Source organism: Kribbella amoyensis (assembly GCF_007828865.1).
GTDB classification, from domain to species: Bacteria; Actinomycetota; Actinomycetes; order Propionibacteriales; family Kribbellaceae; genus Kribbella; species Kribbella amoyensis.
The window spans coordinates 4,320,993-4,336,807 of sequence record NZ_VIVK01000001.1 but is presented as its reverse complement, the minus strand read 5'-3'; the positions used below and the strand labels follow the sequence as shown (position 1 = coordinate 4,336,807).

General features: G+C 70.8%; 15 protein-coding genes. 5 read left to right on the top strand and 10 right to left on the bottom strand.

The window, feature by feature from the left end; all coding sequences use genetic code 11:
• Window positions 1–5 precede the first annotated feature (5 nt).
• Entirely contained in the window at window positions 6–722 is a 717-nt protein-coding gene (locus FB561_RS20520) for a Clp protease N-terminal domain-containing protein (RefSeq protein ID WP_145808994.1), read from the bottom strand.
• Between the two features lie 73 nt (window positions 723–795).
• On the opposite strand from FB561_RS20520, the gene mug reads away from it, so the two are divergent.
• The gene (gene mug / locus FB561_RS20515) at window positions 796–1,305 is read left to right on the top strand and encodes a G/U mismatch-specific DNA glycosylase (protein WP_202880685.1); all 510 of its coding nucleotides are present in this window, start codon (window positions 796–798) and stop codon (window positions 1,303–1,305) included.
• A 3-nt stretch (window positions 1,306–1,308) separates the two neighbouring features.
• On the opposite strand, the gene FB561_RS20510 is transcribed toward mug, so the two are convergent.
• Window positions 1,309–2,022 (bottom strand): alpha/beta hydrolase, encoded by a 714-nt coding sequence (locus tag FB561_RS20510; RefSeq protein ID WP_145808992.1) that lies wholly within the window; start codon window positions 2,020–2,022, stop codon window positions 1,309–1,311.
• A gap of 30 nt (window positions 2,023–2,052) precedes the next feature.
• Window positions 2,053–2,982: an alpha/beta hydrolase gene (locus FB561_RS20505; RefSeq protein WP_145808990.1), complete on the bottom strand. Its 930-nt coding sequence runs from the start codon at window positions 2,980–2,982 to the stop codon at window positions 2,053–2,055.
• A 118-nt stretch (window positions 2,983–3,100) separates the two neighbouring features.
• On the opposite strand from FB561_RS20505, the gene FB561_RS20500 reads away from it, so the two are divergent.
• Together FB561_RS20500 and FB561_RS20495 are read left to right on the top strand one after the other, a co-directional pair.
• Entirely contained in the window at window positions 3,101–3,673 is a 573-nt protein-coding gene (locus FB561_RS20500; RefSeq protein WP_145808987.1) for a TetR/AcrR family transcriptional regulator, read from the top strand.
• A 25-nt stretch (window positions 3,674–3,698) separates the two neighbouring features.
• Window positions 3,699–7,034, top strand: a complete 3,336-nt coding sequence (locus FB561_RS20495) for a hypothetical protein (RefSeq protein ID WP_145808983.1) — start codon at window positions 3,699–3,701, stop codon at window positions 7,032–7,034.
• A gap of 302 nt (window positions 7,035–7,336) precedes the next feature.
• On the opposite strand, the gene ligD is transcribed toward FB561_RS20495, so the two are convergent.
• From ligD to FB561_RS20470, 5 genes are all read right to left on the bottom strand, one after another.
• Window positions 7,337–8,308: a non-homologous end-joining DNA ligase gene (gene ligD, locus FB561_RS20490; protein ID WP_145808980.1), complete on the bottom strand. Its 972-nt coding sequence runs from the start codon at window positions 8,306–8,308 to the stop codon at window positions 7,337–7,339.
• 25 nt (window positions 8,309–8,333) lie between these two features.
• On the bottom strand, window positions 8,334–9,455 hold the full coding sequence (gene dusB, locus FB561_RS20485; RefSeq protein WP_145808977.1) for a tRNA dihydrouridine synthase DusB: 1,122 nt from the start codon (window positions 9,453–9,455) through the stop codon (window positions 8,334–8,336).
• Between the two features lies 1 nt (window position 9,456).
• Entirely contained in the window at window positions 9,457–10,110 is a 654-nt protein-coding gene (locus FB561_RS20480; protein ID WP_145808974.1) for a hypothetical protein, read from the bottom strand.
• Window positions 10,111–10,112: 2 nt separating this feature from the next.
• On the bottom strand, window positions 10,113–11,498 hold the full coding sequence (locus FB561_RS20475; RefSeq protein WP_145808971.1) for a glycine--tRNA ligase: 1,386 nt from the start codon (window positions 11,496–11,498) through the stop codon (window positions 10,113–10,115).
• Window positions 11,499–11,590: 92 nt separating this feature from the next.
• On the bottom strand, window positions 11,591–11,884 hold the full coding sequence (locus FB561_RS20470) for an antibiotic biosynthesis monooxygenase family protein (protein ID WP_145808967.1): 294 nt from the start codon (window positions 11,882–11,884) through the stop codon (window positions 11,591–11,593).
• Between the two features lie 73 nt (window positions 11,885–11,957).
• On the opposite strand from FB561_RS20470, the gene FB561_RS20465 reads away from it, so the two are divergent.
• Window positions 11,958–12,266 carry a DUF6703 family protein gene (locus FB561_RS20465; RefSeq protein ID WP_145808965.1) on the top strand — a complete coding sequence of 103 codons (309 nt, stop codon included), beginning with the start codon at window positions 11,958–11,960 and terminating at the stop codon, window positions 12,264–12,266.
• Between the two features lie 3 nt (window positions 12,267–12,269).
• Here FB561_RS20465 and FB561_RS20460 read toward each other — a convergent pair whose 3' ends face one another.
• Window positions 12,270–12,809, bottom strand: coding sequence for a TetR/AcrR family transcriptional regulator (locus FB561_RS20460; RefSeq protein ID WP_145808962.1), 540 nt, complete (start codon window positions 12,807–12,809; stop codon window positions 12,270–12,272).
• Window positions 12,810–12,909: 100 nt separating this feature from the next.
• Here FB561_RS20460 and FB561_RS20455 point away from each other — a divergent pair, with 100 nt between their 5' ends.
• Window positions 12,910–14,133 carry an FAD-dependent monooxygenase gene (locus FB561_RS20455; protein WP_145808959.1) on the top strand — a complete coding sequence of 408 codons (1,224 nt, stop codon included), beginning with the start codon at window positions 12,910–12,912 and terminating at the stop codon, window positions 14,131–14,133.
• Between the two features lie 332 nt (window positions 14,134–14,465).
• On the opposite strand, the gene FB561_RS20450 is transcribed toward FB561_RS20455, so the two are convergent.
• Window positions 14,466–15,800, bottom strand: a complete 1,335-nt coding sequence (locus FB561_RS20450; protein WP_145808955.1) for a YibE/F family protein — start codon at window positions 15,798–15,800, stop codon at window positions 14,466–14,468.
• Between the last annotated feature and the right edge of the window lie 15 nt (window positions 15,801–15,815).

Genomic DNA, 15,815 nt, shown 5'->3' with positions numbered 1-15,815 from the left:
TCAACCTACTTGGCGCGCATCAGCTCCAGCAGAGCGGCCTTGACCGCCTCTCGGGCCGCGTCCCCATTCAGCCCCAACCGTTGCAGCACCTGGGCCGCGACCCCGCCTGGGTGGCGATAGAGCGAGAGCAGTAGGTGTTCGGTGCCGATGTAGTTGTGGCCCAGGCCCAGCGCTTCGTCCAGCGTGTACTTCAGCACGCTCACCGCAAACGGAGTCATCGGCAGCGCGACGTCGTCGGCGGGCAGCTGGTCCGCCGAGCCGTCCGGCGCGATCGCCTGCACGGCGTCGGTCACGGCCTGCTCGGTGAGCCCACGACCGTCGAGAACCTTGGCCGCGACCCCCTCGGGCTGGGTGTAGAGCGCGAGCAGCAGGTGCTCGGTACCGACGAACGGATGGTTGTGCTGGCGGGCGACGCCTGGGGCGGCTTCGAGGACCGACCTCGTCCGAGCCGTGAAGCGCTCGAACGACGGCTTGGCGGACGCGGAGTCCGCGAACCGCTTGTGCGCGGCCTGCTTGCTGACGCCGAGCACGCTACTGATCTCGAGCCACGATCTGCCCGCTGCCCGGGCCTGGTCGACGAAGTATCCGAGGGCGGCGTCGGAGGTGTCGGTCAGCTCGGTGATCGTGGTCGAGGCGGTCGCCAGCTGCGCGAGGACGTCGTCGCTGCCGGCGTCGGTCCGGATGAGGTCGATGAGTTGCTGGAGATCGGGTACTGGCGTCATGCGTCAACCCTAGGTTGACGAAATCGGCCCGTCAACCCTGGGTTGACGGCCGTCGCCTTCTAGGGTTTTCGGCATGCAGGAGTTGCCGGATGTGATCGCGCCCGGGTTGCGGGTGTTGTTCTGCGGGATCAATCCCGGGCTGGTGTCGGCCGAGACCGGGCACCACTTCGCCCGGCCGGGGAACCGGTTCTGGCCGGCGCTGCACCTGTCCGGCTTCACGCCGCGGCAACTGCTCCCGGCCGAGCAGGGTGAGCTGCCGGCCCTCGGTCTCGGGATCACCAACGTGGTGGACCGGCCGAGCGCACGGGCCGACGAGTTGTCCAAGGCCGAGTTCGTCGAGGGCGGGCGCCGGCTGGAGAAGAAGGTGCTCGAGTACGCCCCCAGCTGGCTCGCGGTCGTCGGCGTCACGGCGTACCGTGACGCGTTCTCGGAGCCGAAGGCGCGGATGGGCCGGCAGGAACGCACGATCGGCCCGACCCGGGTCTGGATCCTGCCGAACCCGAGCGGGCTGAACGCGCACTACACACTGCCCAAACTCGCCGCCGCCTTCGCCGAACTCCGCGAGCTCAGCTCGGCGCCCTGACGCTCAGCTCAGTGCCTTGAGGATGACGTCGGCGACCGCTTCCGGCTGGGAGACCGCGACCGAGTGGGAGCCCTCGATCTCGACGACCGTGCCGCCGGATCGCTGGGCCATGAACCGCTGCGCCTCCGGGTGGATCGCGTTGTCCTGGGTGGAGACCACGGTCCACGACGGCAGCTTCTTCCAGCCCGGCTCGACCGGCATCTCCTCCTCCAGGCCGAGCACCGCGATCGGCCGCTGCGCCACGGCGAGGACCCGGGTCACCGCCTCGGGCAGGTCAGCGGCGAACACCTCGTGGTACAGCGCGGCGTCCAGGTGAACCTCGGGCGCCTCGGTCCCGTCGGCCAGCGGGAACAACGACGGCCGGATCGCCGCGCCGAACGGAGTCTCCGGGAACCTCGCGGAGATCCCGGCCAGGCTCTCCCCCGCGTCCGGGACGAAGGCAGCGACGTGGACCAGGCCGACGACGTTGCCGAGCTTGGGCGCGGCCGCGTTGATCACGGCGCCGCCGTACGAGTGGCCGACCAGGAGGACGGGGCCGTCGATCCCCCGGACCACGCTCTCCAGGTACGCCGCGTCCAGGCTGAGCCCGCGCAACGGGTTCGCGATCGCCTGGACCTGGATCCCGGTCTTCTGCAGGGTGTCGATGACGCCGTTCCAGCTGGCGGCGTCCGCGAAGGCGCCGTGGACGAGGACGACGGTGGTGGCCTTGTCGGTCATGAGGGGTGATCCTTTCGGGAGTTGGTGAAGTCAGGCGAGGGCGGACTTGAGGGTGCGGACGGCGAGGTCGATGGCGGCGTTCGCGGCCTGGGTGTCGCGGAGGGCGTCGAGCATCACGAAGTCGTGGATGATGCCGGCGAACCGGACCGCGGTAACGGCGACGCCGGCCTCGCGGAGCTTGCTCGCGTACGCCTCGCCCTCGTCCCGGAGCACGTCGGCCTCACCGGTGATCACGAGCGCGGTCGGCAGCCCGGACAGCTGCTCGATCGTGGCCCGCAGCGGCGACGCGGTGATCTGGTTCCGCTCGGCCTCGTCGGTCGTGTACTGGTCCCAGAACCACTTCATCCCGTCCCGCTGGAGGAAGTAGCCCTCGGCGAACTCGCGGTACGAGGCGGTGTCGAAGGACGCGTCCGTGACCGGGTAGAACAACACCTGCTGGCGGAACGTCACGTCGCCGCGCTCCTTCGCGAGCAGCGTGACCGCGGCCGTCAGGTTGCCGCCGACGGAGTCGCCGGCAATCGCGATCCGGTCGGCGTCCAGGCCGTTGTTGCCGCCCTCGGCCACGATCCAGCGGGCCACCGCGTAGGCCTGCTCGAGCGCGTGCGGGTACCGCACCTCGGGCGACAGGTCGTACTCCGGGAAGACCACCGCGGCGCCGGCGCCGACCGCGAGCTCGCGGACCAGCCGGTCGTGGGTGTGCGCGTTGCCGAAGACCCAGCCCGCGCCGTGGATGTACAGGATCACCGGCAGCACCCCGGTACTCCCGGCCGGGCGGACGATCCGCGCCTTGGTGCCGTCGGCGGCGGTGACCCACTCCTCGTCGATCTCGAGCTTCGGGTAGTCGGTCGTCTGCACCTCGTCGACCAGCTTGCGGCCCTCGGCGGGCGGCAGCTGGAACAGGAACGGCGGGGTGGCGGTCGCGTCGGCGAAGGCTTGGGCGGCAGGCTCCAGAACGGTCATCGAACTCTCCTCCTGAGGATCGGTATCCGGTGAGAACGCTCGTTCTCCCCGGTGCTGCTACTGTAGGAGAACGTTGGTTCTCCCGCAAGTGGGGTGGCCCGGATCACAGGAGGCGACGATGCCGATCGACACGGCGACCGCGCAGCGGCAGGTGCTCGACGCCGCCGACTCGCTGTTCTACGAGCGCGGCGTGCAGGCGGTCGGGATGGACGCCATCCGGGCCGCGTCGGGCGTCTCGCTGAAGCGGCTGTACCAGCTCTTCCCGTCCAAGGACGCGCTGATCGAGGCGTACCTGGACCAGCGCGACCGGCTCTGGAAGCAGATGCTGCAGGAGCACCTGGACGCGGCGACCGATCCGCGCGAGCGCATCCTCGCGGTGTTCGACTTCCTCTACAGCTGGTTCACCCAGCGCGACTTCCGCGGCTGTGCGTTCATCAACTCGTTCGGCGAGCTGGGCGCGGTGTCGCCGCGCGTCGCCGAGCTCGCCCAGGAGCACAAGGCCGGGTTCCGGCGCGCGCTCACCGAGCTCGCCGAGGCGGCCGGCGCCCGCGACCCCGAGCAGCTGTCGGACCACCTCATCCTGCTCAGCGAGGGTGCGATCACCACGTCCGCGATCTCGGGTTCGCCGGAGCCCGCCAAGCGCGCCCGCGAGGCCGCCGAACTGTTGATGGACGCCTCCCTGCCGTCCTGACACCGAGGCTCGGCAGGATGGGTCCATGCGAGCGTCGGAACTGCTGCGGACCGTCGACCCCCTGCCGTACCACGACCGGGTCCGCCTGGCCGCGGGCGAAGGACGACGGCTGCGCGGTACCGCGGAGCTGACCGACCTGCTCGGCGAGCTCGGCCGCGGCGACTCGTACCAGCGCCACCTCGGTCTGCAGATCGCGTCGGCCGCCGGCGACGCCGGGTACGTGACCCGCCTGCTCCGCGATCCCGACCCCTCGGTCCAGACCCGGGCGCTGGGCGCGGTCCGTCGCGGCGTCGACGTGTCGGACGACGACCTGCGGATCCTGTACGACGACGCGCCCGCGGCTCTGCGGAAGCGGCTGCTCCGGGTGATCCGGACGACCGGGCGTTCGAGTCTGGCCACCCGGCTGATCGACGAGCACCGCGAACGCTGGGGCGACCTCGCCGCGACGGGGCTGCTGACCAGTACCGACAGCGGTACCGTCGACCGCCTGCTGCCGGAGCTCGCGTACTGCCTCACGCTCGGCGAGTGGCAGCGGCTCGGCACGCGGCATCCGCGGTCCGTCCTCGACTACGCGCACCGGGTGATCCCCGACGGCCCTGACAAGGACGAGTGGTGGCGCGGCCCGGCGTACGGGGTCGTCGCCGCGCTCGATCACGACGCGACCGGGGTCCTCGGCCTGGTCAAGGCGGCGCTCCCGGCCGACAAGTTGCCCGCAGCAATCATCCAGGTCCTGGGTCGGTTCGTGGACCTGGATCCGGCGTGGACGCTGTCCGTCCTGCTGTCGCCCGACCGGTCCTCGGTACTGCGGTACGCGCTGACCCCCGCGGTCCGACGGCGCCTGTACCGGTACTCCGACGAGGAGCTGACCGCGCTCGGCAAGCTCGTGTGGCCGTTCTTGACCGAGCTGCTGAGCGACCTTCCGCCGTCCCGCCGAGCCACCGTGTTCGCCGCGGTGACCGCGTCGGTCGAGCTCGGCCAGAGAGTGTTGCCCGACGACCTGCTGCGCGTTCTTCCCCGGGCGGTCCGCGTCGACGAAGCTGGCCGGATGCTCACCCTCGCGCCGGTCCAGGCCGACCTCCATCGCAGTTGGGCGGTGACGTCGTTCCTGCCGTACGAGGAGGCGTTCGCCCGGCTGGAGCCCGAGATCCGCCGGCCGGAGGCGGGCGACCGGGCCGCCGTGTACGCCGCGGTGATCGGCGCGGCCGGCCACTCGCGCGAACCGGCGCACCTGGTCGATGCGGTCACCTGGGCGGCCAGGGCCCGCAACGACCGGGACCCGGTCCGGGTGGCCATGCTCACCGCGGTGTCGCAGGTGCCGCCGTCCGCGTTGACCGACGAGCTGGTGCCCGGACTGGACACGTTGCTCACCGATGCACTCGAGGCGCGCGACACCTCCTGGCCGTCCCGGGCCGCGCTGAAGAACGTGGCCGAGACCGCGGTCCGGCAAGGGGCCCTGAGCAACCGAACCACCTTGCTCGACTGGGGTTTGCGGGCACACGCGCGGATCACGGAGGAACGCGGCCGCGTGCCGTTGTACGGGATCGTCGACGGCCTTCCACGGGGCCAGGAGCAAGGTGTGTACGACGTGCTCCGGCCGTTCGTCGAGGCGGGCGCGGCGCGGGAGGAGTACTCGCTGGCCCTGTCGATCGCGGGGGCATTCGAGCGACGCGGGTGGACCAACGAGCACCTGCACAGCGTGCTCGAACAGGCGGTGTGGTCGGCCGAGGAGATGCCGTCGCGGCAAGCCACCGAGTTCTGGCTCGAACCACCGGCCACGCGGAACGAGCGGGTCGGCCGGATCATCGAGCGCGACGTCAGCATGGCTCGCTGGGGAGTCGTCTGGTCCGCGGTCACCGTGGAGCGCACCGATCTCCTCGACGCCGTTCTGGCCGAGCCGGTACGGTCCCAGCGCTTCGAGCGGAACCACCCGCTCTGGCTCGTCCCCGACTACGCCCTGTACCGCTGGGTCCCGCGGCAACGGGCCCGGTACGCCGAGCTGGTGACGGCTGCGGCCCGGGATACCCGGCTGCCCGATGTGGTGCGCGCGACCGCTGTCTCGACACTGGGCCATGTGCCTGGGATCGGGCGAGCTGCGGTGGAGCCGTTCCTGCAGAGCGACGAGGTGCTGCTGCAGGAGGCTGCGCTGGCTGCGTTGGCGTGGACCGATTCGCCGGAGCAGGCGATGCCGGTCCTGCTCGCCCATGCCGGGGACGATCGGGCCCGCGTGGCCGTGTACGCAGCCACCCGCGCGGCCCGGTTCGTTCGGCCGAGCCGGTTGCCTGGGTTGTTGCACCCCGTACTCGCCGGCGAAGGCGTGAAGGTCACCGCCCGCAAGGAGGCCGCCCGGCTGCTCGGCGAACTGCGCGCACCCGGCGCGTCCGTCGTACTGACCGAGGCGTGGGCCGGGGCGCATCGGGACGTGCGGGCCGCGATCACGAGCACCGCGGCCCAGTACCTGCTGCACGAGCCGGCGAGTTGGGCGGTACTGCAGCAGGCGGTGCACGACAGCGACGCGACCGCGATCGCGTTGACCCAGCGGACGCCGTACGGGATGGCGCCGAAGTACCGGTCGCGGTACGCGGATCTGCTGATCGCGGTGACGGCCCGGCCAGAGCCAGAGGTGGTCCAGGCGGCGGTCCAGGCGCTGCGGCAGTGGTCCCGGTGGAATCCGGAGATCGCCTCGGTCTGCGCGGGCTTCGTCACCGATCTGTCGAATCGGACCACGGTCTGGGTCGACGCCCTCTCGGTGCTCACCGGCCTGGTCGCGGCCGAGCCCGATCGCGGGATCGACGAGCTGGTGGCGACGGTCCGCCTGTTGCTCCGGCTGGAGAGTGACCCGAACCTGCCGAACGCGACGCCCGACCGGGATCGGCCCGCACGCCAGCGGCTCGCGCGGCTGATCGAGTCGCTTGCGATCGCCTTCACGCTCAAGCCGACCGAGGCGCGGCAGGTCCTGAAGCAGGTCGTGACCGAGCTGGGCGACGACGACCAACTCGAACTCCGGCTGCGGCTGCTGATCACCTCGCTCGACTGGTCCCAGCTCCCGGAGGAACTGGATCGCGTCGCCGTCGCCGTAGAAGGCCGGCCACTGGCCGCGCTGGAGGCTGCTCAACTCCTGAGCGCGCGATTGACCGGCGGTCCGGCCCACTGGTCACCGGAACTGGTCGAACCCGCGGTCGCGCAACTGGTCACGGGCGAACGGCTGGCGGATGGTCTGCTGGCCCACACCTTCGTCGCCGCGGCCGGTCACCGCTCCGGCTGGCCCGGCCCCTGGCGCGACCACTTGATTGCCCTACGCAACCACCCGCTGGCCGACGTCCGCACCCGAGCCCTCCACCTCACCACCGCCGCCGAGACATAACCCCCGCACCACCCTCACCGGCCCGCCCGCCTGCGTCCCGCCCGCCTGCGTCTTGCCCGGCCCGCCCGCCCGCCGCCCGCCTGCCCGCATCATCTGGTGGGTTAACCCATCAGATGGTGGCTTGGCCCATGGAATTCTGATGGGCCAAGCCACCACCGCAAGGGTTAACCCAGCAGACGACGGCGGCGGGGGTGGGTGCGCGGGTGGGTGCGCGGGTGGGTGCGCGCGGGTGGGTGCGCGGGGGTGGGTGCGCGGGTGGGTGCGGGGGCGGGTGCGCGGGGGGGGTGCGCGGGGGGAGGGGGTCAGACCTCCTCGCCGGCTTCGCGGCGGGCTCGTTTGCGGCGTTTGCCTTCGTGCATGGCTTGGACCCGGGCGACCGGGATCGCCCGGCCTTCTTCCAGGACGTCGGCCGGTACCGTCTGGGGCGCGGGAAGTTGCTCCGCCCACGGATCGCGGTCGCCGAGCAGCTTCGGGGTGTTGCGGATGGTGAAGTCGCGCGGCGTGACCTGGTCGATGTCGTCCCAGCCGACCGGGAACGACACCGGCGCACCTGGCCGGATCCGTGGACTGTAGGCCGCGGCAACGGTCGCACCACCGGCCCGGGTCGAGTCGATGAACACGCGCCCGCCCCGGTCCTGCTTGATGTACGCCGTGGTCGCCAGGTCCGGGTCGATCCGCTCGGCGCGGGCCGCGATCGCGCGGGTCGCCGCGGCGGCGTCCTCGATCGGCAACTGGTCGTCGATCGGCACGATCACGTGGACGCCTTTCGCGCCGCTCGTCTTCACCGCGCCGGCCAGCCCGCAGTCGGTCAGCGCCTGCCGGACCAGGTGCGCGGCCTGGACCGCGAGGCCGAACGTCTCCCCCTCGGGTGGATCGAGGTCCAGGACGAGGTGGGTGACCCGGTCCCAGCGGTCCGCGCGCATCAGCGTCGGGTGGTACTCGACCGCGCGCTGGTTCGCGAACCACAGCAGCGTCTTCCGGTCGTCGCACAGCGCGTACGACACCTCGCGCTTGGACGCCTCGGCCCACACCGTCACGGTCTTGACGTAGTCGGGCGTGTACTTGGGCACGTTCTTCTGCATGAACGGCTCCTGGCCCGGCCGGATCCGGAGCACCGACAACGGCCGCTCCCGCAGCTCGGGCAGGATCCGCTCGTGGACGGCGTCCAGGTAGTCGACCAGGTCCCGCTTGGTCGCCTCGGCCCCGTCGAACAACGGCTGGTCCAGGTTGGTCAGGCCGACCCCGTCACGTGTCTCGTCCGGCTTGCTCGCCATGACAGGACTGTACGGGGTGAGGGCGTCAGCCGCCGGAGACGCCGATCTCCGCGTCGGCCAGGTCCGTGTTCAGCCCGTCGGTGTCGTCCAGCCAGCCGTACGGCAACACGATGTGGTCCCGTGGCGAACCCTGCCGGCCGCGCGGCGCTCCGAGCTCGGCCACCGGGAACGGGACCACCGGGTCCAGCTCGGCGAGCAGCTCGTCCAGCCGGGCCAGCGAGTCCACCATGCCGAGGGCGGCCCGCAGTTCGCCGCCGGCCGGGAAGCCCTTCAGATACCACGGGACGTGCTTGCGGAAGTCCCGCAGTCCGCGCTGCTCCCCCATCAACTCGGCGAGCAGCTCCGCGTGCCGGCGCATCACCACGGCCACCTCGCCCAGCGTCGGCAGATTGAGCGCCTCCCCACCCGCGAACGCGATCGCCAGGTCCCGGAACAACCACGGCCGGCCGAGGCACCCCCGTCCCACGATCACGCCGGCGCACCCGGTCTCCTCGACCATCCGGAGCGCGTCGGCCGCCTCCCAGATGTCACCGTTGCCGAGCACCGGGATCGAGGTGTGCTCGACCAGTTCGGCGATCTTGGTCCAGTCGGCCTGGCCGGAGTACGCCTGGGCCGCGGTCCGTCCGTGCAGGCCGATCGCGGCACACCCGGACTCCGCGGCGATCCGGCCGGCGTCCAGGTACGTCTGGTGGTCGGCGTCGATGCCGATCCGGGTCTTCATCGTCACCGGGATGCCGTACGGACCGGCCGACTTGACCGCGGCGTCCAGGATCGCGCCGAGCAGGTTCCGCTTCCAGGGCAGGGCCGCGCCGCCGCCCTTGCGGGTCACCTTCGGGACCGGGCAGCCGAAGTTCAGGTCGATGTGGGCGACGCCGTAGGAGTCACAGAGGATCTCGACCGCGCGGCCGATGTAGACCGGGTCCACGCCGTACAACTGGACCGAGCGGACCGTCTCCCGCTCGTCGAACGTGAGCATGTCGAGGCTCTTCTGGTCGCCCTCGACGATGCCGCGCGAGGTGATCATCTCGCACACGTACAGACCGGCGCCCTGCTCCGCGCACAACCGCCGGTACGCCGCGTTGGTGATGCCCGCCATCGGTGCGAGCACCACCGGGGTGTCGATCGTGAGGTTCCCGAGCTGGAGCATGTCAGGCCTTCGACACCAGGACCTGGCCGTTGCCGGAGACCTGGGCGCGGTACGGCTGGACGGCGTTGTCGACGGTGGTGACGTCGCACTGGATGCCCTGCGCGGTGTGCTTCACCACGGCCACGTCGTCCATCGTGCAGGTCACCTTGGCGGCGCCGGACGCGGCCCGCTGGACGGCGTCGACCACCTTCGCCTTGGCGATCGCGACCGACTCCGAGGTGAACCTGTAGGACGCGCTGTACTGCTTCGCGTCGACGGTGAGCGTGCCCGAGTACGGCTTGCCGGCGTACGTCACCGTGCAGGTCAGGCTGTGCTCGCCGGGCTTGTCGGCGTCGTCGATCCCGGGGCAGCTCACCTTGGTGGTGGCCGCCTTGCCCGCGGCGATCTGGGCCTGCTTGGCGATCGCGAACCGGATCCGCTCGGCCAGCGGGGCGTCGTCGTCCGGGGCGCCCGTGACCTTCGGCGTCGGCCACGGCTTCGTCGGCGTCGGCAACGGGGTCAGCGTCGGCGTCGAGGCGGTCGGGATCGGCGCGCTGGTCGATCCCGCCGGCGTGGACGGCGCGGGCGTACTCCCTGCCTCGGGCGGCGAGTCGGAACACCCGGCGAGTACGAGCAACGCGACAGCGGCGATCGCCGGCACCGTCCAGCGCCTCATCGTCAGCAGCCCACCAGTCGCTGGGCCAGGTAGCCGGACACCTCGGTCAGCGCGACCCGCTCCTGCTTCATCGAGTCCCGTTCCCGGATCGTCACGGCCTGGTCGTCCAGGGTGTCGAAGTCCACGGTGATGCAGTACGGCGTCCCGATCTCGTCCTGCCGGCGGTACCGGCGGCCGATCGCGCCCGCGTCGTCGAAGTCGACGTTCCAGAAGCCGCGCAGTTCGGCGGCCAGGTCCTTGGCCTTCGGCGAGAGCTCGGCGTTGCGCGACAGCGGCAGCACGGCCGCCTTGACCGGGGCGAGGCGCGGGTCGAACCGCAGCACGGTCCGCTTGTCCACGCCGCCCTTCGCGTTCGGCGCCTCGTCCTCGGTGTACGCGTCGAGCAGGAAGGCGAGCACGTTGCGGGTCAGCCCGGCGGCCGGCTCGATCACGTACGGCGTCCAGCGCTCGCCCTTCTCCTGGTCGAAGTACGACAGGTCGGCGCCGGAGTGCTTGGAGTGCGTGGACAGGTCGAAGTCGGTCCGGTTCGCGATGCCCTCGAGCTCGTCGAACTCCTTGCCGCCGAAGTTGAACCGGTACTCGATGTCGACGGTGCGCTTGGAGTAGTGGCTGAGCTTGTCCTGCGGGTGCTCGTAGAAGCGCATGTTGTCCGGGTTCAGGCCGAGCCCGAGGTACCAGTCCCAGCGCGCCTTCAGCCAGTACTCGTGCCAGTCCTCGTCCGACCCGGGCGCGACGAAGAACTCCATCTCCATCTGCTCGAACTCACGGGTGCGGAAGATGAAGTTGCCCGGGGTGATCTCGTTGCGGAAGCTCTTGCCCACCTGGGCGATCCCGAACGGCGGCTTCTTGCGCGCGGTGCCCATCACGTTGGCGAAGTTGACGAAGATGCCCTGCGCGGTCTCGGGCCGCAGGTAGTGCAGCCCTTCCTCGGACTCGACCGGGCCGAGGTAGGTCTTCAGCAGCCCGTTGAACATCCGCGGCTCGGTGAAGGTGGCCTTGTTGCCGCAGTTCGGGCAGGCGATCTCGTCGAGCTTGACCTCGTCGGCGTCCTTGTTCTTCCGCCGGGCGTAGTCCTCGCGGAGGTGGTCGTCGCGGAACCGCTTGTGGCAGGCCTGGCACTCGGTCAGCGGGTCGACGAACTCGGACAGGTGCCCGGACGCCTCCCATACCTTGGTCGGCAGGATCACCGACGAGTCCAGCCCGACCACGTCGTCGCGGCTGGTCACCATCGCCCGCCACCACTGGGTCCGGACGTTGTTCTTCAGCTCCACCCCGAGCGGTCCGTAGTCCCAGGCCGACTTGGTCCCGCCGTAGATCTCGCCGCACGGATAGACGAAGCCTCTGCGCTTGCTCAGGCTGACGACGGCATCGACGGTGTCCACGGGCACTTTTCTGACTCCAGACAACAGGCACGGATGGGTGGTACGGAAGGGTCCAGGCTAGCGGGCCGATCGGGCCCTCGTCGCATCCCCGAGACCGGTCAGGGAAGCGGCACGGGATCGAGCGAGTCGTACGCGGTCGGCTCGTCGATCGCCTCGGACAGCAACGGCACCGCGGCCAGCTTCACCTCGTACGGCGAGAGCGCGCGCCGGTAGCTGCCGATGTTCTCCCACTCCATGCTGAGCGCGAGCAACTCGGGGTCGTCCGCATTCCGGCCGGTCCGCGCGGCGACGAACCCCTTCTGCCGCGACAGCACCTCGACCGCGGTCTGCAACCGGGCCACGAACTCGGGCTGGGCTTCCTCGCCGACCCGGAACCTGATCACCACGAACACCCGCGCAAGCGTACGGCCTCACCGGCCGCCGTCCGCACCGGGACCTGGCCGGGCCACCTGGAACAATGGGTTCATGAGTTCCTCCAGCGGCCAGCCGGCCAGCCCGCTCCGGCAGCGGATCACCAAGATCAGCTACCCGTACGTGGCCAAGCTGCACTCCATGCCGAAGCTGACGCTGCCCGGTATCACCCTGGTCCTGGCCCTGCTCGGCGTCTTCGCCCCGGTCCCGGCCGCCGTCCCGGCCCTGATCCTGCTGGCCCTGCTGCTGAGCTGGCTCGGCTTCCTCTCCTGGCCCGTGGTCAGCAACGGCCAGCGAGCCTTGCGGGTCTTCGCGGTCCTGGTCATCCTGCTCTTCGCGGTCTCCCGGATCGCCGGCGCCTGACGGCTACCGCCCCAACGTGTCGTACGCCGCGTCGACCGCGGCGGTCCGCAACTCGTCGACGTCGACGCCCTCGAAGACCACGGCACAATCGGAGAGCCCGCCGATCGCCACCATGCCGCGGACCTGATCGGCCAGCGACGGCGACTCCCCGATCAGCAGCGCGACGATTCGCCGGCGCCAGCCGGTGACGTGGTCGGTCAGGTGCATCTCCTGCAGCACGGACAGATCGCGGAGCGCGAGCAGCAACAGGCCGCGATGCCGGTACGTGAGGTCGAAGAACGAGCCGAGCAACTCCCGCGGATCGGGCGCCACCTCGGCCTCCCGGGCGTCGACGTACGCGTCGAAGTCGTCGATCAGGGGTTTGGCCAGACTGCTGACCAGCTCGTCGCGCGACGCGAAGTGGTAGTACAGCGCCGGTTTGGTCATCCCCAGCCGGTCCGCGATGTCGCGCAGGCTGGTCTGCCGCAGACCCTTCGCGGCGAACAGGTCCAGAGCGGCCTGCTGGATCCGGGCTTTGGTGTCCCCGCTGCGCGTTCTCGGCATGACCAGAAGTTTAGCTGACCTACCGTTAAGTAAGGCATTGACAAGCCGCTGCCGTTTTTGCTTACCTTCCGTTAAGTAAACAAATCGGAGGAGACAGCCGGTGCAGAGGATCCTGATCTCGGGAGCGAGCGTGGCCGGGCCCGTGCTCGCCTACTGGTTGCGGCGGTACGGCTTCGAGCCGACGGTGGTCGAGCGCACTCCCGCGCTGCGGCACGGACTCGGTGGGCACGCGGTCGATCTGTTCGGATCCGGCGTCGAGGTGGCGCGCCGGATGGAGCTGTGGGCGCAGATCCACGAGGCCCGGACCCAGACGACCACGATGTCGGTGGAGCGGCACGGCAAACGGCCGGTCACCGTCGACATCGACCGGCTCAGCGCCGGGATCTCCGACCGGCACGTGGAGATCCTTCGCGGCGAGCTCACCAAGCTCCTGTACGAGGCGACGCGATCGGACGTGGAGTACGTCTTCGGCGACTCGATCGCCACGCTGGACGACGACGGCGACGGCGTGGACGTGACGTTCGAGCACGCGGCACCCCGCCGGTTCGACCTGGTGATCGGCGCCGACGGTATGCATTCGACGGTCCGCCGGCTCGTCTTCGGGCCGGAAGAGGCCGTCCGCCGGCACCTCGGCGGCTATCTCGCGGTCTACTCGATGCCGGACCTGTTCGCTCTCCAGGACCGGATGCTCGTCCACGTCAGCGTCGACCGGATGGTCAGCACCTACGGCGTTCACCAGACCGGCCAGGCACGCGCGGCCTTCCTGTTCCGCACGGCCACCGAACTGCCCTACGACTACCGGGACCGGGAGCAGCAGCGCCGGATCGTCGCGGACGCGTTCGGCGAGTACGGCTGGACGGTGCCGCGACTGCTCGAGCACCTGGCGGCGGCCGACGACTTCTACTTCGACGCGATCTCGCAGATCACGCTCGACAGCTGGCAGCGCGGCCGGGTCGGCCTGGTCGGGGACGCGGGGTTCTGCCCGGGCCCGGCGATCGGCGGTGGGACCAGCCTGGCCGCGGTCACGGCGTACGTACTGGCGGGCGAGCTCGCGGCGGCCCGGAGCGACCTGCCCTCGGGGCTGCGCAACTACGAGCGGAAGGTGCGGGAGTTCGTCGACCTGAGTCGCGCCGCGGCGCCGAAGGTGATGAAGTCGGTCATCCCCGGCAGCGCGACGGCCGTCCGCTTGGTGCCATGGGCAACAGCCATGCTGGTCCGCCTGCCCACGCCCGTCCAGAAGCTGGTCTGGGCCCAGAACGGCGTCGGCAAGGCCCTCGGCTCGCTCCCCCTCCCCAACTACAGCGACCTGATCAGAACGCCATGAGCGGCAACGCCTGCAGCCACGAAACCCGGCAATTCCCCAACCGCGAACACCATCCCGGGACCGCGGTCACGCAATACCCCGACAACCCGCCCCAACCCCCGACAACCCCGCCCCAACCCCCGACAACCTGACCGCACCCCCGACAAGCCGACCACACCCCCGACCGGGCGGCCTACACCTCGCGAGGCCGATCGGGTCTGAAACAAGTACTCGGGGGTTGGGACACGCTCTACCTTGTCCGAGGTCCCCACAACTGCGGCGAGGACAGGGCGACCCGGCCCCGGCAGGCCAGCAGTCAGGCGGAACCCGGCGGGGCGACGGGGTTGGTGCGGTCAGGGGGCCTGCGTGGGGCCCGGGGGCGGGGTGGGGTCCGGGGTGGGGGGTGGGTCGGGCTGGGCGACCAGGTTCGGGGAGCGGTCGGCTACGGCCAGAGCGGCGAGAGCCGTGGTGAGGGGTACGGCGGCGATGATGCCCAGGCTGCCGACCAGGCCGCGGACGATCTCGATGGCGACCATTTCGGTCGTGATCACGTACTTCGCGTCGACGCCGCTGACGGCGAAGATCATCAGCAACGGGAGTGCCGCGCCGGCGTACGCGAGGACCAGGGTGTTGACCACGGACGCCACGTGCGCGCGGCCGATCCGCAGGCCGGCACTGAAGAGCGAGGCCCGGCCCGCCGCCGGGTTGGCTGCCGAGAGCTCCCAGACCGCGCTCGCCTGGGTCACGGTCACGTCGTCGAGGACGCCCAGCGCACCGATCACGATGCCGGCCGCCAGGACGCCGGCCAGGTCCAGGTCCGGGACGAACGCCTTGATCTGCGACGCGCCCTCCGCGCCGACGCCGGACAACGAGGCGACCTTGACGAACATCCAGCCGAGGACCGCGGTCAGCCCTAGTGCCGCGATCGTTCCCGCCAGGGCGACCGACGACTGGGCGTTGATGCCGTGAGTGAGGTACAGCGCGATCGTCATGATCACCGCCCCGCCCACCACCGAGACGAGCAGCGGATTCTCGCCGCGGAGAATGGCGGGCAGGACGAACTGGGTCAGTGTCACCGCGGTGATGCCGAGCGCCACCAGGGCGGCCAGGCCCCGCCAGCGGGACAGCACCACGACCGCCACCGCGAAGACGACCGCCAGGATGAGCAGGGGCCGGCCGCGGTCGTGGTCGGTGTACGAGTAGCGCTCCTCGATCGGCGCGCCGTCCTGGAACCCGAGCAGGAGCTTGTCGCCCACCTCGATCGGCAGCGCGGCCTGCTTGCCCTTCGGGACCTCGACCGGCGCCTCGACGCCCTGGTCCCCGTCCGGGCCCGAGGTGATCTTCACCGTGGCGAGGTCACACGCGTCCGGCGACTCGGCGCACGGCTCGAGCTTGACGACCTCGCCGCTGGCCCCCGCCTGCGGGGGCAGGTCGGCCTTCAGGTCGCCGCTCGGCCAGAGGACGACCATCGCGATCACGGCGGCCGCGATCAGCGGGATCAGCAGTGCCGCGACCACGACCCGGACCCGGCGGGCGACGACCGCGTCGCCGTCGACGACCGACGTGTCCACGACCTGATCGCCGTGCCCGTGCCCGTGGCCGTGACCGTGCCCGGTGGGAATGTCGATGCGGCGTCGGCGGTTGCCCCTGGGGTCGGCTCGCCTACGTCCCACGTTCCGCCTGGCCATCGGTCAACTCCCTGT